Annotated in this window: 22 protein-coding genes; 12 read left to right on the top strand and 10 right to left on the bottom strand. The window is 36.4% G+C overall.

Annotated elements, in window-relative coordinates:
- Nucleotides 1–238 precede the first annotated feature (238 nt).
- The 6 genes from H7K77_RS20330 to H7K77_RS20310 all read left to right on the top strand — a co-directional run bounded on the left by H7K77_RS20330 (nucleotide 239) and on the right by H7K77_RS20310 (nucleotide 5027).
- Complete coding sequence (locus H7K77_RS20330) at nucleotides 239–589, top strand: DUF1360 domain-containing protein (protein ID WP_186580755.1); 351 nt, start codon at nucleotides 239–241, stop codon at nucleotides 587–589.
- 329 nt (nucleotides 590–918) lie between these two features.
- Nucleotides 919–1605 carry a lysozyme family protein gene (locus H7K77_RS20325; RefSeq protein ID WP_328701179.1) on the top strand — a complete coding sequence of 229 codons (687 nt, stop codon included), beginning with the start codon at nucleotides 919–921 and terminating at the stop codon, nucleotides 1603–1605.
- Between the two features lie 152 nt (nucleotides 1606–1757).
- Nucleotides 1758–1892: a hypothetical protein gene (locus H7K77_RS21640; RefSeq protein ID WP_268911950.1), complete on the top strand. Its 135-nt coding sequence runs from the start codon at nucleotides 1758–1760 to the stop codon at nucleotides 1890–1892.
- A gap of 402 nt (nucleotides 1893–2294) precedes the next feature.
- Nucleotides 2295–3233 carry a nucleoside hydrolase gene (locus tag H7K77_RS20320; RefSeq protein ID WP_186580753.1) on the top strand — a complete coding sequence of 313 codons (939 nt, stop codon included), beginning with the start codon at nucleotides 2295–2297 and terminating at the stop codon, nucleotides 3231–3233.
- Between the two features lie 12 nt (nucleotides 3234–3245).
- Nucleotides 3246–4193, top strand: a complete 948-nt coding sequence (locus H7K77_RS20315; RefSeq protein WP_186580751.1) for a nucleoside hydrolase — start codon at nucleotides 3246–3248, stop codon at nucleotides 4191–4193.
- A gap of 21 nt (nucleotides 4194–4214) precedes the next feature.
- Nucleotides 4215–5027, top strand: a complete 813-nt coding sequence (locus H7K77_RS20310; RefSeq protein WP_186580749.1) for an aminoglycoside N(3)-acetyltransferase — start codon at nucleotides 4215–4217, stop codon at nucleotides 5025–5027.
- A 72-nt stretch (nucleotides 5028–5099) separates the two neighbouring features.
- Here H7K77_RS20310 and adhE read toward each other — a convergent pair whose 3' ends face one another.
- Both adhE and H7K77_RS20300 read right to left on the bottom strand, forming a co-directional pair.
- Nucleotides 5100–7709: a bifunctional acetaldehyde-CoA/alcohol dehydrogenase gene (gene adhE / locus H7K77_RS20305; protein WP_186580747.1), complete on the bottom strand. Its 2610-nt coding sequence runs from the start codon at nucleotides 7707–7709 to the stop codon at nucleotides 5100–5102.
- A 49-nt stretch (nucleotides 7710–7758) separates the two neighbouring features.
- Complete coding sequence (locus H7K77_RS20300; RefSeq protein ID WP_186580745.1) at nucleotides 7759–8007, bottom strand: hypothetical protein; 249 nt, start codon at nucleotides 8005–8007, stop codon at nucleotides 7759–7761.
- Nucleotides 8008–8171: 164 nt separating this feature from the next.
- On the opposite strand from H7K77_RS20300, the gene ltaE reads away from it, so the two are divergent.
- Nucleotides 8172–9194, top strand: coding sequence for a low-specificity L-threonine aldolase (gene ltaE, locus H7K77_RS20295; RefSeq protein WP_186580743.1), 1023 nt, complete (start codon nucleotides 8172–8174; stop codon nucleotides 9192–9194).
- A gap of 26 nt (nucleotides 9195–9220) precedes the next feature.
- On the opposite strand, the gene H7K77_RS20290 is transcribed toward ltaE, so the two are convergent.
- The gene (locus H7K77_RS20290; RefSeq protein WP_186580741.1) at nucleotides 9221–9709 is read right to left on the bottom strand and encodes a GNAT family N-acetyltransferase; all 489 of its coding nucleotides are present in this window, start codon (nucleotides 9707–9709) and stop codon (nucleotides 9221–9223) included.
- 229 nt (nucleotides 9710–9938) lie between these two features.
- Nucleotides 9939–10364: a pyridoxamine 5'-phosphate oxidase family protein gene (locus tag H7K77_RS20285; protein ID WP_186580739.1), complete on the bottom strand. Its 426-nt coding sequence runs from the start codon at nucleotides 10362–10364 to the stop codon at nucleotides 9939–9941.
- A gap of 140 nt (nucleotides 10365–10504) precedes the next feature.
- Between H7K77_RS20285 and ytzI the strand changes: the two genes are divergently transcribed.
- Nucleotides 10505–10666 (top strand): YtzI protein, encoded by a 162-nt coding sequence (gene ytzI / locus H7K77_RS20280; RefSeq protein WP_186580737.1) that lies wholly within the window; start codon nucleotides 10505–10507, stop codon nucleotides 10664–10666.
- On the opposite strand, the gene H7K77_RS20275 is transcribed toward ytzI, so the two are convergent.
- From H7K77_RS20275 to H7K77_RS21635, 4 genes are all read right to left on the bottom strand, one after another.
- Nucleotides 10663–11415 carry an AAA family ATPase gene (locus H7K77_RS20275; protein WP_328701178.1) on the bottom strand — a complete coding sequence of 251 codons (753 nt, stop codon included), beginning with the start codon at nucleotides 11413–11415 and terminating at the stop codon, nucleotides 10663–10665. The two genes, ytzI and H7K77_RS20275, sit on opposite strands and share 4 nt — an antisense overlap.
- Nucleotides 11416–11513: 98 nt before the next feature.
- Nucleotides 11514–12680 (bottom strand): iron-containing alcohol dehydrogenase, encoded by a 1167-nt coding sequence (locus H7K77_RS20270; RefSeq protein WP_186580733.1) that lies wholly within the window; start codon nucleotides 12678–12680, stop codon nucleotides 11514–11516.
- 166 nt (nucleotides 12681–12846) lie between these two features.
- Nucleotides 12847–13749, bottom strand: coding sequence for an SDR family oxidoreductase (locus H7K77_RS20265; RefSeq protein WP_186580731.1), 903 nt, complete (start codon nucleotides 13747–13749; stop codon nucleotides 12847–12849).
- Entirely contained in the window at nucleotides 13727–13855 is a 129-nt protein-coding gene (locus H7K77_RS21635; RefSeq protein WP_268911949.1) for a hypothetical protein, read from the bottom strand. Before H7K77_RS21635 ends, H7K77_RS20265 begins: the two co-directional genes overlap by 23 nt.
- Nucleotides 13856–14085: 230 nt before the next feature.
- On the opposite strand from H7K77_RS21635, the gene H7K77_RS20260 reads away from it, so the two are divergent.
- The gene (locus H7K77_RS20260; RefSeq protein WP_186580729.1) at nucleotides 14086–15519 is read left to right on the top strand and encodes a DHA2 family efflux MFS transporter permease subunit; all 1434 of its coding nucleotides are present in this window, start codon (nucleotides 14086–14088) and stop codon (nucleotides 15517–15519) included.
- A 298-nt stretch (nucleotides 15520–15817) separates the two neighbouring features.
- Entirely contained in the window at nucleotides 15818–17188 is a 1371-nt protein-coding gene (locus tag H7K77_RS20255; RefSeq protein ID WP_222599475.1) for an amino acid permease, read from the top strand.
- Between the two features lie 7 nt (nucleotides 17189–17195).
- Here the strand turns inward: H7K77_RS20255 and H7K77_RS20250 are convergent, their stop codons facing one another.
- Nucleotides 17196–17936 (bottom strand): YqcI/YcgG family protein, encoded by a 741-nt coding sequence (locus H7K77_RS20250; protein WP_328701177.1) that lies wholly within the window; start codon nucleotides 17934–17936, stop codon nucleotides 17196–17198.
- A 56-nt stretch (nucleotides 17937–17992) separates the two neighbouring features.
- On the bottom strand, nucleotides 17993–18628 hold the full coding sequence (locus H7K77_RS20245) for a LysE family transporter (RefSeq protein WP_186580727.1): 636 nt from the start codon (nucleotides 18626–18628) through the stop codon (nucleotides 17993–17995).
- Between the two features lie 462 nt (nucleotides 18629–19090).
- On the opposite strand from H7K77_RS20245, the gene pflB reads away from it, so the two are divergent.
- Complete coding sequence (gene pflB / locus H7K77_RS20240; protein ID WP_186580725.1) at nucleotides 19091–21346, top strand: formate C-acetyltransferase; 2256 nt, start codon at nucleotides 19091–19093, stop codon at nucleotides 21344–21346.
- Nucleotides 21347–21404: 58 nt separating this feature from the next.
- Entirely contained in the window at nucleotides 21405–22145 is a 741-nt protein-coding gene (pflA, locus tag H7K77_RS20235; protein WP_186580723.1) for a pyruvate formate-lyase-activating protein, read from the top strand.
- Nucleotides 22146–22282: the final 137 nt, after the last annotated feature.

The following is a 22282-nucleotide window of genomic DNA, read 5'->3' as shown; positions in this document are numbered from 1 at the left end:
CGAAGATCCCGGAAGAGCGGTCTTTGCTCTGAGGAAGCTGAGGCCGTGCCCACGGAAAGCGGAGTATTCTGCCGAAGCGAGTGATCGCACCCATCGAATAAGTAAATAAGAGAATTACTTATTGGTGATTCTATACAAAATGTGTCAAAAGCGATGATATTTCTTTATTTAAATATTACTGAATACCACTTTTATAAAGTTGGAATAGAATATATCAGTAATATATGGAGGTGACAGTATGCTTTCTTGGTTTACGTTTGTTTTATTGGGTTTAGCAACTTTTAGGTTAACGAGATTAATTGTAATGGATGATATCACAAGTTTTCTAAGGGCACCCTTTCATGAGGTGGAGGAAGAGGAACAAGAAGATGGCACGATAGAAGAAGTGCTGTATATTAAGGGTAAAGGGGTACAAAAGTTCATCGGTGAGTTATTAAGTTGCCATTGGTGTACTGGAGTGTGGAGTGCAGCTTTTATTTATGTATTTTACTCCATGTTTCCTTATATGTTTTTTCCAGTAATCGCTATATTAGCAATTGCAGCTGTTTCATCCATAATTCAATCTGCCCTCACGCATTTAAATGGTTAAAATAAAACCCTAGACAGAGAAAACTGTCTAGGGTCATTTTTCATCTACTTTTTCTTTCTTCTTCTACCTGTACCGCAATTACAACCTGCTCTTCTTCCTTTTTTCTTTCTTAGTTTATTGGGCTGAACAACCTCTTTTTTATTACGCATTTGAATCACCTCATTGTATAATAAGAGCCAATATATAACAGGAAAGAAACCTTATTTATGTATATGAATAAAGTGCTTTATTTGAGAGGGCTAATGACGAAACTTTATAAAATTGTTATTCTATTGATATGGGTTAAGCTTATTTAGCGTAATGTCTCAAGAATATAGGGTGGAGAATAAGTGTTTAATAAGAATACTAGCTTAGTAAATAAAAGAAAAAAATCTATCATCCATGGTTTTGTTTATTTAATTTTAACCGGGTCTGCCATTACGGTTTTGCTATACTCCGTTATGCTTATTAGCAATAGTGATAATAGACCCACTGAGCAAGGGATAAAATTGACTGATCAAGTAATTCAGTACAAGCCTTCTGTCATGAAAAATCTAGAGGCTCATGGGAAGAAAGAGTACACAGCAATAGTGCTTGCTTTAATGATGCAAGAGTCAGGGGGTAGAGGAGATGATCCGATGCAGGCATCTGAAAGCTATTGTGGTGAAGTGGGTTGTATAAAAGACTCTGAAACCTCCATTGAACAAGGTGTTTCCTATTTCTCTAAGGTGTTAGATAAGTCTAATGGTGATGTGAAAGTCGCGTTACAATCCTATAATTTTGGCGCTGGATTTATCAATTATGTATTAAATAATGGTGGGAATTACTCAGAAAAGCTGGCGATTCAATTTTCAAAACAAAAGTATGAGGAATTAAAGCATACTGGAATCTACAAATGTATTAGAGAAGAAGCAGAGCAATATGATGCTTGCTACGGTGATTATAAATATGTTGAAGCTGTCTTAAATTATTATCCTGCTGCTATTGAACTTGTAGATGATGAAGTTCAAGTGGCACTCGTAAAGCAAAATAATTAAAAGCCATAGCCATCGCTATGGCTTTTAATTTTCTAAAGGCTTTTCTCTTTCAAGGCCGTTTCTTGGTAAATTATTTGATATAAAGTTTTCAAACATTAGCGATTCAGTCTGCTCCAAGACGCCGAAGTGGGCATGCGACGGCAACCTTTTTCATGTTGTATGATACGGGGATAGCACTTGGCTTTTTTGTATTAGGTATGATTGCTACAGGATATGGATTTCAAACCTTGTATATTGTTTGTGCAATTTTAATATTGGTTATTGTCGGTTTATTCCAATTTTATTAAACCGGTCAAAAAAGGTATTTAGATTTTGAACGTAATGGATGAAGAAGACGGGGGAATCCGGTCTATTTTTAACTAAGTATTTTGTTAATGTGGGGTTTCCTTTCCTTCTATTTAAAAAATATCACCAGGTACCTATATGAAGTGTAAAACAACGATGAAACTGTTAAACTAGAAATAGGTTTTTTTATATTGGCTCTATTCTAAAAATTATGCTTTTGAAAAACATCTATGGACTTTACAGTAAGATTTTAAAGTCTACATCTATTATGTAAGAGCTTTGAGGAGTATGCTTTGTGAATTTTTATTGTTTATTGTTTATTATTTAGTTACTTAGATAGGAATCAATAATCAGATTATGCAAAGCCTAACATAAAAATAGAATATACATAAGGAGAAAATGACATGACGAATAACATTTATTTCAACCATGATGCAGGCGTAGATGACTTAGTATCTTTATTCTTATTAACACAAATGGAAGATGTGAAAGTGACTGGTGTTTCTGTTATTCCAGCGGATGGATACTTGGAGCCTGGTACCAATGCAAGTCGTAAAATTATTGATAGATTTAGTTCATATCCAATTGAAGTAGCGAAATCTAATTCCCGTGGTGAAAATCCTTTTCCGAGTGATTGGCGATTGCATACTTTTACAGTCGATGCTTTACCGATTCTAAATGAGAGTGGAACAATGGAGGCGCCTTTAAGCCCTTTATTTGCACATAAACATATGATAAAAACATTACAAGAAACAGAGGGTAAAACAACATTACTTTTCACAGGTCCACTGACAGACCTTGCAAGGGCCTTGGATGAAGCACCAGAAATTGAAGATAAGATTGAAAAACTAGTTTGGATGGGTGGAACTTTCCAAGAAGTAGGGAATGTTGAAGAACCAGAGCATGATGGTACAGCGGAATGGAATGCATTCTGGGACCCACATGCTGTCCAACGAGTATGGGCAAGTGGTTTAACAATTGATATGGTTGCCTTGGAGAGCACGCAACAAGTACCTCTTACTTTGCAAGTTAGAAATAACTGGGCTGCTGAAAGAAAATATGAGGGTGTAGACTTTGTAGGTCAATGCTATGCAGCTGTACCTCCACTTGTTCATGTAGAAACAAATTCAACCTACTACCTTTGGGATGTTCTTACTACTGCAGCTGTTGGAAAACCGGAACTTATAAAGTCGAAAACAGTGAAAAGTACAGTTATTACTGATGCTCCTAGCCAAGGTAAAACAGCAATTTCTGAAAATGGACGACCTGTAGATGTTGTATATGATGTAAAGGCAGATGAATTTTTTGCATATATAACTGATTTAGCAAAAAAAGTAAGATAGGGGACATGAAATGTGCGTAGAGTAATTATAGATACTGATACAGCTGGTGATGATACGATTGCCATTTTAACAGCACTTCATTACTTCCAGGTTGAAGGAATTACAATTACTGGAGGTAATGTCCAGTTTGACCAGCAAGTGGAAAATGCGTTATATACAGTTGAAGTTGCTGGGAAAGGTGAGCAGGTTCCGGTATATAAAGGGCATGAAGGACCTCTATTGCAAATAGGTGAAAAACAACATAGAACGGTGGAAGATGTACACGGTTCGGATGGTATGGGTGGGGCTAATTTTGCCCCGGCTATTCAGCGCCCTGAAGCGAAACATGCCATTGATTTTATTATTGAAACAGTCCATAATCATCCAGGTGAGATTACATTGCTTGCTATTGCTCCACTGACTAACATTGCCATGGCCCTTAAAAAGGATCCTACGATTAAATCTAAAATCCGGGACATATTCATAATGGGCGGGACAAATAATTCCCTGGGAAATATTACCCCTGCTGCTGAGTATAACTTTTATGTTGATCCTGAAGCGGCAAGAATTGTTCTTAATTCCGGTATTGAAATGACAATGGTTGGATGGGAGATGTGTACTAAATTTTCCATTATGGATGACGACGATCATGAGGAGATAGTTAATCTCAATACGAAAGGGTCAGAATTTTTTGCGACTATCAATCGTGTTGTGAAGCAATTCAATAAGGATGTTCATAAATTAAATGGGACTACACATCCAGACACATTATTAATGGCTGTTGCAGCTGATGAATCGATTATGATAGAATCCCATAAATTCTATGTGGATATAGAAACAAAGGGTGAGTTTACAAGGGGTTATTCGGTTGTTGATATAAATGGAAGGTTGGGCAATCAACCGAATGTCCGTGTATGTCAGGCTATTAATAGAGACGTCTATAAAGAAATGTTAATAGATGTATTAAAAGCAATTAATTAGCGAAGTTAGGTAGGGTTTAATGTGGAAAAGTTAATGAAGTCAACTAACTATCCTAGAACGAGAGAATCGTTACAGATTGATTTGCAAAATCTAGGTCTTGAGCCAGGTGCAAGGGTTTTGGTGCATTCATCCTTATCATCAATGGGTTGGATCAATGGAGGAGAAGTAGCGATTATTCAAGCATTGATGGATACCGTAACAGATACAGGGACAATTGTAATGCCATCTCAGTCTGTTATTCTATCTAATCCAGCTGAATGGGAAAATCCTCCGGTCCCCAGGGATTGGTGGAAAGTAATTCGAGATACAATGCCAGCGTACGATCCGATTTATACGCCAACTACCGGAATGGGAAGTGTTGTTGAAGTATTTAGAAGCTTTCCAGGTGTTATTAGAAGTAGTCATCCTAGTTATTCCTTTGTTGCTTGGGGAAAGGATAAAGAAAAGATTATTGCTAATCAATCGTTAAATTTTAGTCTTGGAGAGCAATCTCCTTTGGCTAAATTATATGATAGTGATGCACATATTCTATTCTTAGGTACTACTTATGAAACTTGTACAGCTTTTCACTTGGCTGAATATCGAGTGGGATATAAGAAGGTAATGACGAAAGGTGCGCCTCTGAACTTGAACGGAAAAAGAGTTTGGAAGGAATATCAAGAACTTGAGTTTAGAGAAGAATTGTTTGAAAAATTGGGACAAGATTTTGAAGCGGAATATCCTGTAAATATAGGGATAGTAGGTTCAGCTGCTTCTCGTTTAATTCCATTAAAAGTGGCTGTTTATTTTGCGGAAAAATGGTTAAATAAGCATGATCAGATGCTGCTATATTAAATTTTTAAATTTGAAACCCCCTTCCTTATTCAGAAGGGGGTTTCCTATATAAAGTGGGGGAAAGCTAGTTAGTTAGACTCCTTTAAATGCGTTTCTGTAAACATCAGCTAATTCGGTAACTAGAGGTAGTTTAGGGTTAGCAGTTGTACACTGATCTTCAAATGCACGATCTGCTAAGCGGTCAACCTCTTTTTCAAATGCTGCTTTCGTTACACCATTTTCTTCAATACTCATAGGAATATTTAATTCTTTTGAAAGTTTAATAATGGCTTGAACTAAACTTTCAACGCCTTCTTCTGTAGTTCTTGCAGGTAAACCAAGTACTTTTGCGATTTCTGCATAACGTTGATCTGCGATAAAGTGCTCATATTTAGGGAACGCAGCAAATTTCTTCGGTTTAATCGCATTGTAACGAATTACGTGTGGCATTAGAATTGCATTGGCACGACCATGTGCAATATGGAATTCTGCACCTAATTTATGCGCAAGGCTGTGGTTTATACCTAAGAATGCATTGGCAAAGGCCATACCAGCTATCGTTGATGCGTTGTGCATTTTCTCGCGAGCCTTTTCGTTTGATCCATCTTTATAAGCGAGTGGTAGGTATTCAAACACTAGTTGAATTGCTTTAATAGCTAGACCGTCTGTATAATCATTGGCCATGTTAGATACATAAGCTTCAATAGCATGTGTTAATACATCCATACCAGTATCGGCAGTTACAACAGGTGGTACAGTCATAACGAATTGTGGATCTATAATTGCAACATCGGGAGTGAGTTCATAATCAGCTAATGGATATTTGATATTATTTTCTTTATCTGTGATAACAGAGAATGATGTTACTTCAGAGCCTGTTCCAGATGTAGTCGGGATAGCGACAAATTGTGCACGTTGACCTAACTCTGGATATTTGTACACACGCTTACGAATATCTAGGAACTTTTGTTTTAATCCATTGAAATCAGTATCTGGGTGCTCATGGAATAACCACATTCCTTTGGCAGCATCCATTGCTGATCCGCCGCCAAGTGCAATGATAACATCTGGTTGGAAGGCATCCATTGCTGCTGCACCACGCATAACGGTTTCTTTTGATGGATCTGGTTCTACATCAGAGAAAATTTCACAATGAACATAGTCAGGACGCTTACGTAAGTTATATAATACTTTATCAACATAGCCAAGTTTCACCATCATAGGGTCTGTAACGATAAATGCTTTAGATATTTTTGGCATTTTTGCTAGGTATTGAACAGAGTTTTTCTCAAAATAAACTTTTGGTGGAACCTTGAACCATTGCATATTAACATTCCTTCTAGCCATTTTTTTAACGTTAATTAAGTGTACTGCTCCTACGTTTGTGGATACTGAGTTTCCTCCATATGAACCACAACCAAGTGTTAGGGATGGCATGTAGGCGTTGTAGATATCCCCTATCGCACCTTGAGATGATGGAGCGTTAACGATAATACGTCCTGCTTTCATTCTACGACCAAATTGGTCAAGTACACTTTGATCCTCAGAGTGGATAACAGCAGAGTGTCCTAATCCGCCAAATTCTAACATCTCTTCTGCTCTTGTCAAACCTTCTTCCGTGTTCTTAACTTTATAACAAGCAAGTACTGGGCTTAACTTTTCACGAGATAATGGATGGTCTGGTCCAACTCCGGTTAACTCGGCAACAAGGATTTTAGTATCTTCTGGAACTGTTACCCCAGCCATTTCTGCAATTTTAACTGGCTTCATTCCTACGATAGATGGATTTACAGCACATGTATTTTCGTTTATTACTAACTTTTCAACCTTTGCCTTTTCTTCTGCATTTAAGAAATAACAACTATTATTAATCATTTCAGATTTAACAGAATCATAGATTTCTTTATCGATAATAACTGCTTGTTCTGATGCACAAATCATACCATTATCAAATGTTTTAGATAAAATAAGGTCATTTACAGAACGTTTAATATTAGCTGTTTTCTCAATGTAGCAAGGTACGTTACCTGGTCCAACTCCTAATGCCGGTTTACCAGAGCTATAAGCAGCTTTCACCATTCCTGCTCCACCTGTTGCAAGAATTAATGAAACACGATCATGATTCATTAATGTTTGCGTGGCTTCCAATGATGGTGTCTCAATCCACTGAATACAGTTTTCAGGCGCACCAGCTTTTACAGCTGCTTCATATACTGTTCTTGCAGCAGTTGAGCTACTTTTTTGTGCAGATGGGTGAAAAGCAAAGATAATAGGATTTCCTGTCTTAATAGAAATAATTGACTTAAACATGGTAGTTGATGTTGGGTTAGTTACAGGTGTAACACCGGCAATAACACCAATTGGTTCAGCAATCTCCACAACTCCATCTTGTTCATTCTCACTAATTACACCAATTGTTTTATCGTATTTTACGTTGTGATATATATATTCAGTTGCAAATATATTTTTAATTATCTTATCTTCATATACACCGCGTCCAGTTTCTTCAATAGCCAACTTTGCTAGTGGCATATGCTGATCCAAACCTGCTAGGGCCATTTCTTTTACAATATTATCAACTTGCTCTTGATTCAATTTTTTCATTTCTTTTAAAGCTACTTGTGCATTTTCTACTAAAACATCAATGCTTTGAGCTACTGTTTTCTGTTCTTGCTCTGGTTTCTTACCAACTTTAGTTGCCATTTAAAACCCTCCTTTAATTTGTGAAACATTGAGCATATAAACCCAAAAATTATCTTAGTTGTTCGCTTGCTAATTCCGACGATGGGTTACGGGGGACCTTTACAAAGGATACATCTTTATACATTCTTGATGTTGGCTTGATTTGGATTACATAATTTTTTGTCCAGATATATGTTGGGAAATCTTTGGTCTCATCTACCATCATAGCCTCAAACACATCTTTAACTTCTTTTTCAAACATTTCCTTTGTGTACACATCAGTATCAGTACCAAACGTTTTCCATTCCGTTAAGATCATTATTTTCACCCCTTCGCTCTTTCTGATTTCATCATAACACCTTGATAACGTTTACAGAAATAGGTAATTGTGACACATTTGTGAAAAGATTCACAAACAATGACTTTTACGCAATAGAAGTCTTTTGTAGTATGATAGAAAGAAAAATAATGGGGGAAGTTATCATGATTGATTTTAGAAGTGATACGGTAACAAAGCCAACAGCTACAATGCGTAAGGCAGCATACGAGGCTGAGGTTGGTGACGATGTATATAAGGAGGATCCATCTGTTAACAAACTTGAGGAAATTGCTGCAGAGATGCTAGGTAAGGAAGGAGCATTATTTGTAACAAGTGGAACTCAAGGAAATCAAATTGCAGCATTAACACACTGTAAACCAGGTGATGAAGTAATAATGGAAGCAAATGCACATGTATATGTATATGAAGCAGGAGCATTCTCTGCTTTGGCTGGTGTTCAACCACGACCAATTCCTGGTGTTAGGGGGGCAATGGATCCATTTGAGGTAGCTTCTGCTATACGTGCAGACGATATTCACTTCCCTGAAACAAGTCTTATTTGTTTAGAAAATACCCATAACAAGGCTGGTGGTGCTGTGATACCGATTGATAATATGAAAGCAATATATGAGATTGCTAATTCAAATCGTATACCTGTTCATTTAGATGGTGCTCGTTTATTTAATGCGGCTGTAGCATCAGGGAAGTCAGTCAAGGATTTTGCTAGTTATGCAGACACTGTGCAATTTTGTCTATCCAAAGGACTAGGTGCGCCAGTTGGTTCCATTATTGCAGGACCTAGTGAGTTCATTCAAAAAGCTAGAAAGTGGCGTAAACGGTTAGGTGGTGGATTAAGGCAGTCTGGTATGATTGCTGCCCCGGGATTGGTAGCTCTACAAAATAATGTAGATAGATTGGTTGAAGATCATGATAATGCAAAAATACTAGCGAACGGATTAGGCAATATAAATGGAATAACTATCGTAAATGAGGTAGAAACAAATATAGTAATAGTTGATGTTAGCGGTACAGGGTATAACGCGGAACAGTTTGTAGAAGAATTGCGAAAAAAAGAAATTTTAGTAGGTGGATATAGTTCGGAAACTGTTCGGTTTGTTACGCACTATGATGTTAATGTGACGCAAGTTAAACAAGCAATCGAGAAGATAGATAACCTTATAAATTAATAAGGAGATGCTTTATGCCGTCTCCTTTACCTTTTCCAGTATATCATTTCCTGTGTGGAGTGAGTTTTCGAGAAACCTGCTTTTTTAAGAACATTTGCTGAAGCGACATTTTCAACAAGGCATTCAGCTGTTACTTGTTTTACTTCTGCCGCGTTTTCTAGCCAGGTAACTAATGCCTTAACCGCTTCTGTAGCTATTCCTTGGTTGCGGTATGTGGGAACAATACTATAACCTATCTCCGCAACACCTTTTGAATCTGGGCGGCCTTTACAGCCTATATCTCCAATCAGTCTATTATCCTGCTTATTAATAACCAATCTACTCCAGCTCGCTAAGGATGGATCATTGATGAAATCTTCTTCAAGAAAAGGGAATATTTCCTTATAATCTGGGTTTGGCCAATTGTCATCTATTGTAAAACCCAAAGTTTTCACTAAAAAATAATTACCTTTAATGGCTGCTGTAATGTAATCTAATTTAAAGGGAACTAATAGTAGTCTTTCCGTTTCTATCACATTTTTTCCTCCAAATAAATGATTTTGTTAAATCTATTCATATCCTCTATAGGCGTACCTAAATTATATTAGAAAAGATGTCTCATTACTATAATGGAAAATGAAATTTGTTCATACTAGGAGTGGGGTAAGCATCCTTTAAATATAGGAAATAAATCGTAGGGCTAAAAATGGTTATTACTATAATAAAAGCCATCTCTTTTTTAGTGGAGATGGCTTTCATAGTACATTAATGAAAGGAAACAATCTGCGGCTCGTGTTCGTTAGTATTCATCAGGTGTATCTCGATAGGGTCTATTTTTAGAACTGTGTAGTCCTTATCTTGTGGACCATCAAACCATGGAGATAATTTATCATTCCATAACTTTGTTTTTGTTTCTTCAGAACTATCAACTGTTGCTTTTCCTTCAATCTCTAAATAAGTATCTTCTGTTCCATCATAAGTATAACCAAGTAAAATATGAACGTTCGGGTTTTCGTTAATTTCATCCACCTTATGAGTGTCCTTGTCTGTTGCCGTATATAACGTATAGTTATCGTTAAAGAAAGTCATAAAACGTGAATAAGGTTTACTATCCTTTACTGAAGATAATGTTCCAATTTGATGATTAGTAAGGATTTTTTCTGCTTGTTCTTTTATCATTTCCTGATCCATTTAATTACCTCCTCGACTCTTTGAAAGCTAAGCTTATTATGAGGTAAAGAATTGAAGGCTATACATTAATTCTTGTTAAAATAGGAATAACAAGTTATCCTTTAATGAAGATGATTTAAAAGAAATGGGGGTAATTGGTGATGATTGTAGTAATAAGTGTATGCGTTGCTGTAACGCTTTTGGTATTAATTCTTTCTTTAGTTACGATCAACAAAGGTTATGCATATAAACAAACTGTTGATCCATTACCAGGCGAATCTATTGAAGCGGAACAAGTTAACCAACAGAAAGAAAAAGACTAGGAGAGTAAGTGGTGCAATAAGCGATCTTTGTCTTGAAAAAACTGACTCATCAATTGGAAATTTTGGGTGTGTTCTAAACTAGTTTCTTTGATACCGCTTTCTGATAGTTCAAGTATTTTGGAATTTGGATATGCCATTACAATTGGTGAATGTGTTGCGATAATAAATTGAGAATCTTCTTTTACTAATTCATTGATTCTTGAAAGCATAGAGAGTTGTCGTAATGGTGATAATGCTGCTTCAGGCTCATCTAAAATATAAATACCTTCCCCTGAAAAACGGTTCATGAATGCTGCAAAAAAAGATTCGCCATGAGATTGTTCATGCAATGATTTCCCACCATACGAGTCTATAATACGTCTACCACCTCGCTGTTTATCTAGGTTATCTATTTCAGTGGCTAGATTATAGAATGATTCTGCACGTAGAAAAAATCCATCTTTAGGTTTGCTTGAACTTTTGATGATGCGTATGAATTCCTCAAGTTCAGAGTGAGTTTCTTTTGTTGAAAAATTAAGGTTAAAGGTTCCGCCCTCTGGATTAAATCCACATGCCACAGCAATAGCTTCTAGTAAGGTTGACTTTCCCATTCCGTTTTCGCCGACAATATAGGTTACCTGCGGATGTATAGATAATTGATTCAGATTATTTACAACTGGTAAGTTAAATGGATACTTCTTAAAAGAAGAAATCTTTTCACGTAACAATTGAATGGATGTAATGTAAGGTTGATATCCCAATTTACTCACTTCTAATGCCCCTTTCAACTAACACTCCCATCTTATACCAAATACAAAAAGGAAGGCAACCTCTCATATTTAAAAGGTTGCCTTCAATTTCACTTCTTCTAAAGACTAGCGCGATATATAGCAATAGAATCTTCTTTATTTAGTTTTTTGAAATTACCAAACTGTGGATTTGCAACTACTGTTTTGTCAGCCATTTCTTCCACGGTAGCTTCCGTAATATCATAATCAGCTAATCGTGATGGAGCACCGATGCTGTTCCAAAATTCACGTAGTTTTTTGATGCCTTCTAATCCAACTTCACGATCTGATTTCCCATCAGGATTAATATCAAATACACGTTCTGCAAGCTGTTTAAAACGACCTACGTTTTCATCAATTGTGTACTCCATCCAGTGAGGGAAGAGAATTGCAAGACCTCCACCATGAGGGATATCATGAACTGCGGAAACAGCATGTTCTAAGTTATGTGTTGCCCAATCCCCTCGGTAACCCATATTTACCATGCCATTTAGTGCCATCGTACCATTATAAAGAATGGTTGCACGATGTTCATAGCTTTCTAGGTCATCTAGTAGTTTAGGTGCTGTTTCTATAACAGTATTGAGAATGCCTTCTACCATACGATCTTGTAGTAAGGTATTTGTTTCGTGATGAAAATAATGCTCTAATGCATGAGACATCATATCAACAATGCCATAAATAGTTTGATCACGTGGAACTGTAAACGTATTTACAGGATCCAGGATAGAGAATTTAGGGAACGTTGCAGGGCTACCCCATCCATGTTTCTCATTTGTTTCCCAGTTTGTGATTACAGAACCAGCATTCATCTCAGAACCAGTAGCTGCTAATGTTAGAACAGTACCAAACGGAAGTGCATCAGCTGCAAATGCTTTTTTAGTAACTACATCCCAAATGTCAGCATCTGTTTTAGCACCAGCTGCAATTGCTTTCGTACAATCAATGGTACTACCTCCGCCTACAGCTAAAATAAATTCAATGCCTTCAGACTTGCAGATTTCGATACCTTTTCTTGCAGTCGTAACACGAGGGTTTGGTTCTACACCACTAAGTTCAAAGACTTCTGCACCAATATTTTTTAAAATGTCCATTACATTGTCATAAAGGCCATTACGTTTTATACTTCCGCCACCATACACTACTAATACTTTCTTACCGTACTTTGGTACCTCTTCTTGTAATTGGTCAAGTTGTCCTTTACCAAATATTAACTTTGTTGGATTCTGGTATGTAAAATTTTGCACCTTTTCATTCCTCCAATTTTATAAATTAGGCAAGCTATCAGATTACAATTAATAATATCGCAACAATTAGCTGTATTGTAAAGCGATTAACCTTTGTAGTTTAACCATGCTTCTTTGTTTATATGAAAAAATCCCCCGTTACCAAAAGGGGGATTGTGGAAAATTATTATGAGCTAACCATTGTACCTCCATTAACATGGATGACTTGACCTGAAACATAAGAGGAGTCTGAAGAAGCTAAGTACACATAAGCAGGTGCAAGTTCATATGGTTGACCAGGGCGATTGAATGGGACATCTTTACCAAAGGTATCGACTTTTTCAGCGGAGAAGCTTGAAGGAATTAGTGGTGTCCATATTGGTCCTGGCGCAACAGCGTTTACCCGAATTCCATTGTCTGCTAAATTTTGGGATAAAGCGCGTGTAAATCCAACGATAGCTCCTTTAGTTGCTGTATAATCAATCAGAATTTTGTTACCTTCATATGCTACAATGGATGCTGTATTAATAATGCTACTTCCTTTCTGTAAATACGGAAGCGCTGCTTTAGATAAATAAAAGAATGCATAAATGTTTGTTTTAAACGTAAAGTCAAATTGCTCGCTTGTTATGTCCAAGATACTCTCTTGTGGAAACTGAACACCATGATTATTAACAAGAATATCGAGTTTGCCAAAATACTTAATTGTTTCACTGATGACCTGTTTACAATTTTCTTCTTCCTTCAAATCTCCTACTAATAAAAGGCAGTTTCTACCCAACTGCTCAATTCTTTTTTTGGTTCGAAAAGCGTCTTCGTTTTCATATTCATAGTAATAGGGAATTACAATATCTGCACCTTCCTTGGCAAACGCGATAGCAGTAGCGGCTCCAATGCCACTATCTCCTCCAGTTATAATAGCAACTTTATTGCTTAATTTTTCAGATCCTTTATAGGACGGATCTTCTATGATTGGCTTAGGGTTCATCAGGGATTCAACACCTGGTTGCTTTGGTTGATGTTGAGGTGGGATGTCTTGGTACACAGGTTGCTTATCTTCGGTAAAGTTAAATTGGTTGGAATTTTTCATTCGAAACTCCTCCTTTATCTTGTTCCTTTTTCACTATATTCAAGTCTAGTGGCAGACGTTCAATGTGTATCCATTGACCGCTAACAGCTGAAAAAACTATAATCATGATTGTGACTTTTCGGACGGACCTTAAGAACAAAGTCAAAATTTTGTCTTTATAGTTACAAAGAGAATTTGTTTGTCTAAGTGTTTAATTGTGCATTGTCACTAAAAGTAATATAAGAAACTGTTGTTTAGTAAGATAGTGATTAAGAAATCTGGATGGGGATCTAGGTATCATTGAGAAATTTAGTTAAGACCATATAGCTAAATATGTAATATATAAGGAGGAAAACCATGGGAGAAGCAACAACAGAGAACAAATTCGAACGTAAGTTAATTGTAGCTGTGCTGCTTGTAGGAGGGTTTATCTCCATCTTAAATCAGACCTTGTTTGCAACAGCAACACCACATGTAATGAAAGATTTTAATATCTCTGAGAATACAGCGCAGTGGTTAACTACGATATTTATGTTAGTAAATGGTGTAATGATTCCAATAACAGCATTTTTAATAGAAACATTCACGACTAGGCGTCTTGTACTAATTGCCATGTCGGTTTTCGGTGTTGGAACCCTCATTTGTTTAGTGGCACCAACATTTGAATTATTAATGGTCGGAAGGGTTGTTCAAGCAAGTGGTGCGGGTGTCATGATGCCGCTTATGATGACTGTATTTCTTACTATTTTCCCTATAGAAAAGCGAGGGGCTGCGATGGGGATGGTTGGATTAGTTATTTCATTTGCGCCTGCTATTGGACCAACGCTATCAGGGTATATTGTAGAAAACTATCCATGGCGCGTCATGTTCCTAGTCATACTTCCTATTATCATTCTCGATATCATTTTTGCTTATTACGCTATGAAAAATGTGACGAAACAAACGTATCCAAAAGTGGACTTTTTATCCATTGTCCTTTCCACATTAGGATTTGGGGGATTATTATACGGATTCAGTAGCGCAGGTAATATTGGTTGGGGTAGGGCTGAAGTTGTAATTTCGCTAATAATAGGTTTAATATGCCTTGGGTTCTTTGTAAGTAGGCAGTTAAGGCTTGAGCAACCTATTTTAGAGTTCAGAGTATTTCAATCAAAAGCATTCACAATTACTACTATAATCGGGATGATCGTATTTATGGGGTTAATTGGTTCTGAGACGATATTACCCATCTACATGCAGAATTACGTAGATTTTACAGCATTTGAATCAGGATTAATGATTATGCCTGGGGCGCTGTTGATGGGGATAATGTCGCCGATAACAGGTAGGATTTTTGATAGGATTGGGGCACGATGGCTAGCGATAATTGGTCTTTCGCTTATGACTATAACTACCTTTTTGTTTACTAATCTTTCTACCTCCACATCTTTAACGTACTTAACGATTGTATTCTCGATTAGGATGCTAGGAATGTCTATGGTAATGATGCCAGTAACAACAGCTGGACTTAATCAGTTACCAACAAGGTTGATAGCGCATGGAACTGCGATGAATAATACAATGAGGCAAGTATCTGCATCAATTGGAACAGCAATCCTAGTGACTGTAATGACGAGTACTGCTTTAGATTCAGGGTCAAATGCAGTACCGAGTGACTTAATTCATGGTGTAAATGTTGCCTTTTATGTGGCAACAGGTCTCTCTATAGTTGGGTTGATATTATCGTTCTTTATTAGCGGTTCCTCTCCAGCCGAAGAAAGAGAAGCACAAAAAATAGAAGCAAGAGCGTAAGAGAAGGGTACCTGGATAACGCCTGGTACCCTTTATTTATGCTCTTTTCGTGTTAGTTGTATGAATGGAAGTAAACTTTACGATTTCCTGTCATAAATAAAATTTTCCTTTCTTATAAACCAAAACCGATTAGATAAACACATCAACTTCCTTCTCATTGGAGGCATATAGAAAATGATTTTCTGCTGAAACTCGAATAGGGGTCGTATAAACTTATGATATTTATCTCAGACTAAAGCGTGGTTGTAAATTCGAGCAAAAAAAATAGACTAAGACTTGATTAGAGGAGGAAAATATATTGGCTAAAAGTAAAGGTGGTGCATCAACCAAAAACCTATCATGGTGGCAATTATCTTTAGTGGGAATTGGTGCGATAATAGGAACAGGTTTTTTCCTTGGCTCAAGTATAGCGATAAAAACAGGAGGACCTTCTGCTATCTTTGCTTTTTTGCTGGCTGCATTGGGTACGTATGTAGTATTTGATTCACTAGCAAGAATGACAGCTAATCATCCTGTTAAGGGTTCTTTTCGCTCCTATGCCAAACAGGCCTTTGGAAAGTGGGCAGGGTTTAGTAATGGTTGGGTTTACTGGTCCTCAGAATTGTTAATTATGGGGAGTCAATTAACTGCGTTAGGGATTTTTACTAAGTTTTGGTTTCCTAATACACCACTATGGATTTTTGCATCTGTTTATGGGGTCTTAGGTATTTTAATTATTTTAACTGGTATTAGTGGTTTTGAGAAAATGGAAAACATATTTGCAGTTATTAAAGTAGCGGCTATTTTTATGTTCATTATTATAGCAGGGGTAGCGATTTTTGGATTTCTAGATGGAGAAAAGCCAAATAATTCAATCACCTACAGTTATGAGGGGCTGTTTCCTCATGGAATTATGGGCTTTTGGACGGCTATGATTTATGCGTTTTATGCATTTGGTGGGATAGAAGTAATGGGGATAATGGCAAATGATTTAAAGGATCCTAAACAAGCACCAAAGTCCGGAAGTGTGATGCTTGTAATGTTAGCCACTATTTATGTTGTATCCTTATTGATGTCCATTTATTTAGTACCATGGGATAACTTTACGACGGACGAAAGTCCTTTCATTATTGCTTTAGATAAATACAATCTGTCATTTGTGCCCCATGTTTTTAATGGAGCGCTTATTATTGGTGGTTTCTCTACTATGGTAGCCTCTTTATACGCAATCACAACTATGATTGTGACATTAGCAAAAGATGGTGATGCGCCAAAATTCTTCTCAAAGGTAGGGAAAAGTAATATTCCGTTTCGGGCCTTGGGTTTGACAGTAACTGGTTTAATCTTTTCTATTGTCGTATCAATTCTTCTCCCTGATAAAATATATGAGTACTTTACTACGGCGGCAGGTTTAATGCTTTTATATACTTGGTTATTTATTTTGTTAACATATAGGAAGATGCATCAGACAAGCTTTTTCCAAAAAATGAAGCTCTATACTGGTTTACTATTAATAATAATTGCTGTTAGTGGAACTTGGTTTGATGGGTCCAGTAGACCGGGATTTTTGGTAAGTCTAGGGTTTATTATATTAATAGGCATTGTTACTCTTTCCAAGCGAAAAAAGTGGAAGAACGAACCGCCAAAAAAAGGACAGCCTACTTCATTATTTGAAAAAGGAAAGGGATAGAATTATTCTATCCCTTTTTGTCTATATGTTTATGAAATGGACAACCACTCATCGAGCTTTGGTCATCGCGCAAAAAATACTGTTTTGCTTCATAATTATTTTGGTCGCCATAGCTTTTTAAATCTGGATGTGGTTCTAACGAATCATATTCTTTTATACGATCTCTTATTTTAGATTTAATATGATTGGAATACGGTAGTGTTTCAAATTGAGAAAAAACTTCTCTTGGAGTAATAGCTAACATTAAATTAGGAAAATATCTACTTTGTCTATTCTTGTGACTTGGAGTTGCACAGTACACAAAATATCTTTCCCCTTCAAAACAAAATTCCCAAAGTGGGTCAGATGCGTTCAAAGGAATTTCTTCTGGCCATTTAGTATCATCCAATTTACTAACTTCATTTACTATACACCAAAATTGCTTCTCGAAGTCTAATACTGTCGAGGAAGATTTCTGATATGATGGATGAAAAAAAACAATAAGCGAGGTGTAATGACCAAACTTTCTATAATTACTTCCATACTCCTTAAGTAACGATGCTATTTCCCCAAATGTCTCTTCAGAAGTAGGATCCCCTACAAAGCTGTATCGTAATTGTTCTAAGTGAAAACCTTGTGTGGCAGGGATGCAAGGGAACTTATGTTGTTTATTTGTCATTTTATCAATAAAGCTATGGTAAGCTTTTTGCTTCCATTGTTCTAAGTTTGGATGAGAATTGTCAATTTGGTAGGTTTCCAAAAGTTGCACGAGTATCAGTCCTTTCGAAATAGCCTATTAACGAAAGAACGAATTGGTTACTAGGATTAAATGTTAAAAAGTAACTGACATGCTTTGTACCCGAAGTAAATACCAAAGCCAACTAAGGATAGGGCAGAGATAACAGATATCCAAACCAGTATTGTATTGGTTAAAATTTTACGAAAACCACTAGCTACAATAGCCATAGTGAAATCCCAAATAATTAGGCCCAGAATTATTGCAAAGCTGTATAATGCTAGATGATTTATATCATATTCAGAGGCTGTTTCTGCTAAAACCGAACCGTAAATTCCTAACCAGAACAAAATGGTTAAGGGATTCGAAATAGACAGAAAGAAACCAGTGAAAAAGGTCTTGGATAGAGAGGATGGTTTAGAGCGTTTACTTTGGTTATTAGCCACTTGTTTTGCCCCAACTAACCCCTCGATTCCGGTGTAAATAAGCACAAAGCATCCAAATGACCATAAAAATGACTTCATAAAAGGTAATTCTAAAAAATTCACCACACCAAAATACACTGCCAACATATAGACAATATCTGCGCTTAAGGAACCGAGCCCGATAAACCATGAGTGAGTAAAACCTTGCTTAATGCCTTTATCAAGCTGTGCTGCGTTTACTGGTCCAATTGGAGCTGCAAGAGATAGCCCTAAGATGATGTAACTTATAAAACTGCTCACTAAAATTCTCCCCTTTGTTAACAACGACTTGTACATTGTATTCGGACGAGCATCTAAATAACACTACAAGTTTTTAATGAACATTTTTCACTTATACACCACGTTATAGTGGTGTGTATTAGTTAGTCATTGAGATTAATCTGTATTAGTTAAAACGGATAAAGTTAATATAACAGTATAATACAGTTTTTTTTGATAGTTTTAATGGAAAAATTTGGGGATGATAAAAATGAAGAAAACTCTTTATTTATAGGGGAATCTGGTAAATTAAGGCTCTGTCGTATGAAAATCATCATCTTTTACAAATTATGAACATTTTAAGAACAACAACTATAACAGTTTTTAATTGTGACAAATATCACATGCAAAATAACTTGCGAGGGTATATAATCAATTTAAAGATATTAAATGTTCAGTATTGAACATACTACATTTGATTCATTCATTTAGGAGGTTAGAAAAATGAAAGTTATTGATGAAGTGAAACAAAGTAACCCGTGGGACGGATTTAACGAGGGTAGATGGCAAAAAGAAATAGATGTACGTGACTTTATTTTGAAAAACTTTACTTTATATGAAGGAAATGATGAATTTTTAGCAGGCGCAACTTCTAACACATTAGCGCTGTGGGATCGAGTAATGGATTTGACTAAGCAAGAACGCGAAAATGGTGGTGTATTAGATCTTGATACAAAGATTGTTTCTACTATTACATCTCATGGTCCAGGATATTTAAATAAGGAACAGGAAAAAGTAGTTGGAGTTCAAACAGATGAACCATTTAAGCGTTCCTTACAACCATTCGGTGGAATGCGTATGGCGGTTGCAGCAGCTGAATCTTATGGATTTAAAATTGATGAAGAAGTAGAAAAAGTATTCACTGATTACCGCAAAACACATAACCAAGGTGTATTTGATGCCTATACTCCAGAGATGAGAATGGCTCGTAAAGCAGGAATTGTAACTGGTTTACCAGATGCTTACGGAAGAGGTCGTATTATTGGAGACTATCGTAGAGTGGCTTTATATGGAGTAGATCACTTAATTTCCGAAAAGAAAAAGGAATTAGATTTGATTGGCAATGGTACTATGTCAGAGGACATTATCCGTGATCGTGAGGAAACGGCTGAGCAAATTCGTGCCCTTCAAGAGCTAAAACAGTTAGGTAAAGCCTATGGATTTGATATCTCAAAACCAGCAACTACAGCGCAAGAAGCATTCCAGTGGCTATACTTCGGTTATCTTGCAGCTATCAAAGAACAAAATGGTGCTGCAATGAGTCTTGGTCGTGTTTCTACTTTCTTAGACATATACGTTGAAAGAGATATTGAAAATGGTGTATTAACAGAAGAAGCAGCACAAGAACTAGTAGATCATTTTGTAATGAAATTACGCCTAGTAAAATTTGCAAGAACACCGGAGTATAATGAGTTATTTAGCGGAGACCCAACTTGGGTTACAGAATCTCTAGGTGGTATGGCGTTAGATGGTCGTCCTTTAGTAACGAAAAACTCTTATCGTTTCTTGCATACTTTGGATAACTTAGGACCTGCACCAGAGCCAAACTTAACTGTACTTTGGTCAACTAACTTACCAGATAACTATAAAAAGTACTGTGCAAAAATGTCAATTAAAACAAGTTCTATTCAATATGAAAATGATGATTTAATGAGAGATATTTATGGTGATGATTATGGAATTGCGTGCTGTGTATCTGCAATGCGTATTGGTAAACAAATGCAGTTCTTTGGCGCACGTGCTAACCTTGCAAAAGCTTTACTATATGCAATTAATGGTGGGGTTGACGAAAAGTTAAAAGTACAAGTAGCTCCTAACTATGCACCGATTACATCTGAGTATTTGGAATACGATGAAGTAATGTCAAAATATGACACAATGTTAGATTGGTTATCAAGCCTGTATTTAAATGCATTAAATGTTATTCACTATATGCACGATAAATATAGCTATGAACGTCTAGAGATGGCTCTGCATGACAGAGAGGTGTTACGTACAATGGCTTGTGGTATTGCTGGGTTGTCTGTAGTTGCAGATTCATTAAGTGCTATCAAATATGCAAGAGTAAAAACAATTCGTGATGAAAACGGTTTGGTTGTGGATTATGAAATTGAAGGGGATTTCCCTAAGTATGGTAATAATGATGATCGTGTAGACGATATTGCATCAGATTTAGTAAAAGCATTCATGCAAAAAATAGCTAAAAATAAAACTTACCGCAATTCAGTACCGACTCAATCAATATTAACGATCACTTCTAACGTTGTATATGGTAAGAAAACAGGTAATACACCAGATGGACGTAAAGCTGGGGAACCATTTGCTCCAGGTGCTAACCCACTTCACGGAAGAGATACAAATGGATCGTTAGCATCATTAAGCTCAGTCGCTAAAATGCCATATGAATATTCGTTAGATGGTATTTCTAACACATTCTCCATCGTTCCTAAAGCTTTGGGTAAAGACGAGGATACTAGAATTGCTAACTTAGCAGGTATGCTAGATGGGTATGCAATCAAAAAAGGACACCACCTAAACGTAAACGTATTTGACCGTGAAACATTAATGGACGCAATGGATCATCCTGAGTTGTATCCACAATTAACAATTCGTGTATCTGGATATGCTGTTAACTTTATTAAATTAACAAGAGAACAACAAATAGATGTAATTAACCGTACATTCCACGAAAGTATGTAAGTTATAAATCGAGGGGGATTTTCCCCCTTGGTTTTCAAAAACAAGGAGGGCGAACAAAATGAAGGGTAGAATACATTCCATAGAAACTTGCGGTACTGTTGATGGGCCAGGTCTTCGTTATGTCATATTTACACAAGGATGTTTACTTCGGTGTCAATTTTGTCATAATCCAGATACATGGAAGATAAATAAAGGGAAAGAAATGTCTGTACAAGACATAGTAAAAGATATAAAAAGTTATCTTCCATTTTTCCAATCAACGGGCGGTGGTGTCACTGTTAGTGGTGGGGAACCTTTATTGCAACTGGAGTTCTTAATTGAATTATTTAGAGAACTAAAGAAGCTCGGTGTTCATACTACCATTGATAGTTCTGGTGGATGTTTCAGTCGCTCTCCACGTTTTATGAATAACTTAGATCAATTACTAGAATTAACTGATTTAGTTTTACTAGACTTAAAACATATTGATCCAACAAGACATAAAGAACTTACTGGTATGTCTAATGAGCATATCATTGAATTAGCTAATTACCTATCAGAGAAACAAGTTCCTGTTTGGATTAGACACGTATTAGTTCCTACTATAAGTGATTATGATGAATATCTTCACGGTCTATCTGATTTTATTCAAACATTAAATAATGTCGAAAGAATAGAAGTTCTTCCATACCACAAGTTAGGTATCTATAAATGGGAAAGTCTTGGCTTAGAATATAAACTGAACGGTGTAGAACCTCCTTCGGCAGAACGAGTGAAAAATGCAGAGGATATTTTAAATAGAGTGGAAGTTATGCAATAAAAAAAGGGTGCCGAATTCTATAAAATGAATTTGGTACTCTTTTTTTAACCAGTTATATAAGCGAATATGCATAAGAGAGAAACTCACCAGTAAATATAGCTCGCTTTTCTTCACTCTTTTATTAGACGAGTGCAAAT

The sequence above is a fragment of the Aquibacillus kalidii genome (assembly GCF_014280935.1).
Lineage (GTDB): Bacteria > Bacillota > Bacilli > Bacillales > Amphibacillaceae > Aquibacillus_D > Aquibacillus_D kalidii.
The sequence above is the reverse complement of the archived record's forward strand: the minus strand, read 5'-3'. Positions and strand labels throughout refer to the sequence as shown.

Excerpts from the sequence above, each read along its gene's own strand:
- H7K77_RS20285 (WP_186580739.1), bottom strand. The coding sequence starts at position 10,364 with ATGGATCAGGAAATGATAAAAGAACAAGCAGAAAAAATCCTTACTAAT.
- H7K77_RS21635 (WP_268911949.1), bottom strand. The coding sequence starts at position 13,855 with ATGATTATAGTTTTTTCAGCTGTTAGCGGTCAATGGATACACATTGAA.
- ytzI (WP_186580737.1), top strand. The coding sequence starts at position 10,505 with ATGATTGTAGTAATAAGTGTATGCGTTGCTGTAACGCTTTTGGTATTA.
- H7K77_RS20265 (WP_186580731.1), bottom strand. The coding sequence starts at position 13,749 with ATGAAAAATTCCAACCAATTTAACTTTACCGAAGATAAGCAACCTGTG.
- H7K77_RS21640 (WP_268911950.1), top strand. The coding sequence starts at position 1,758 with ATGTTGTATGATACGGGGATAGCACTTGGCTTTTTTGTATTAGGTATG.
- H7K77_RS20330 (WP_186580755.1), top strand. The coding sequence starts at position 239 with ATGCTTTCTTGGTTTACGTTTGTTTTATTGGGTTTAGCAACTTTTAGG.
- ltaE (WP_186580743.1), top strand. The coding sequence starts at position 8,172 with ATGATTGATTTTAGAAGTGATACGGTAACAAAGCCAACAGCTACAATG.
- H7K77_RS20300 (WP_186580745.1), bottom strand. The coding sequence starts at position 8,007 with ATGATCTTAACGGAATGGAAAACGTTTGGTACTGATACTGATGTGTAC.
- H7K77_RS20260 (WP_186580729.1), top strand. The coding sequence starts at position 14,086 with ATGGGAGAAGCAACAACAGAGAACAAATTCGAACGTAAGTTAATTGTA.
- pflB (WP_186580725.1), top strand. The coding sequence starts at position 19,091 with ATGAAAGTTATTGATGAAGTGAAACAAAGTAACCCGTGGGACGGATTT.
- pflA (WP_186580723.1), top strand. The coding sequence starts at position 21,405 with ATGAAGGGTAGAATACATTCCATAGAAACTTGCGGTACTGTTGATGGG.
- H7K77_RS20320 (WP_186580753.1), top strand. The coding sequence starts at position 2,295 with ATGACGAATAACATTTATTTCAACCATGATGCAGGCGTAGATGACTTA.
- adhE (WP_186580747.1), bottom strand. The coding sequence starts at position 7,709 with ATGGCAACTAAAGTTGGTAAGAAACCAGAGCAAGAACAGAAAACAGTA.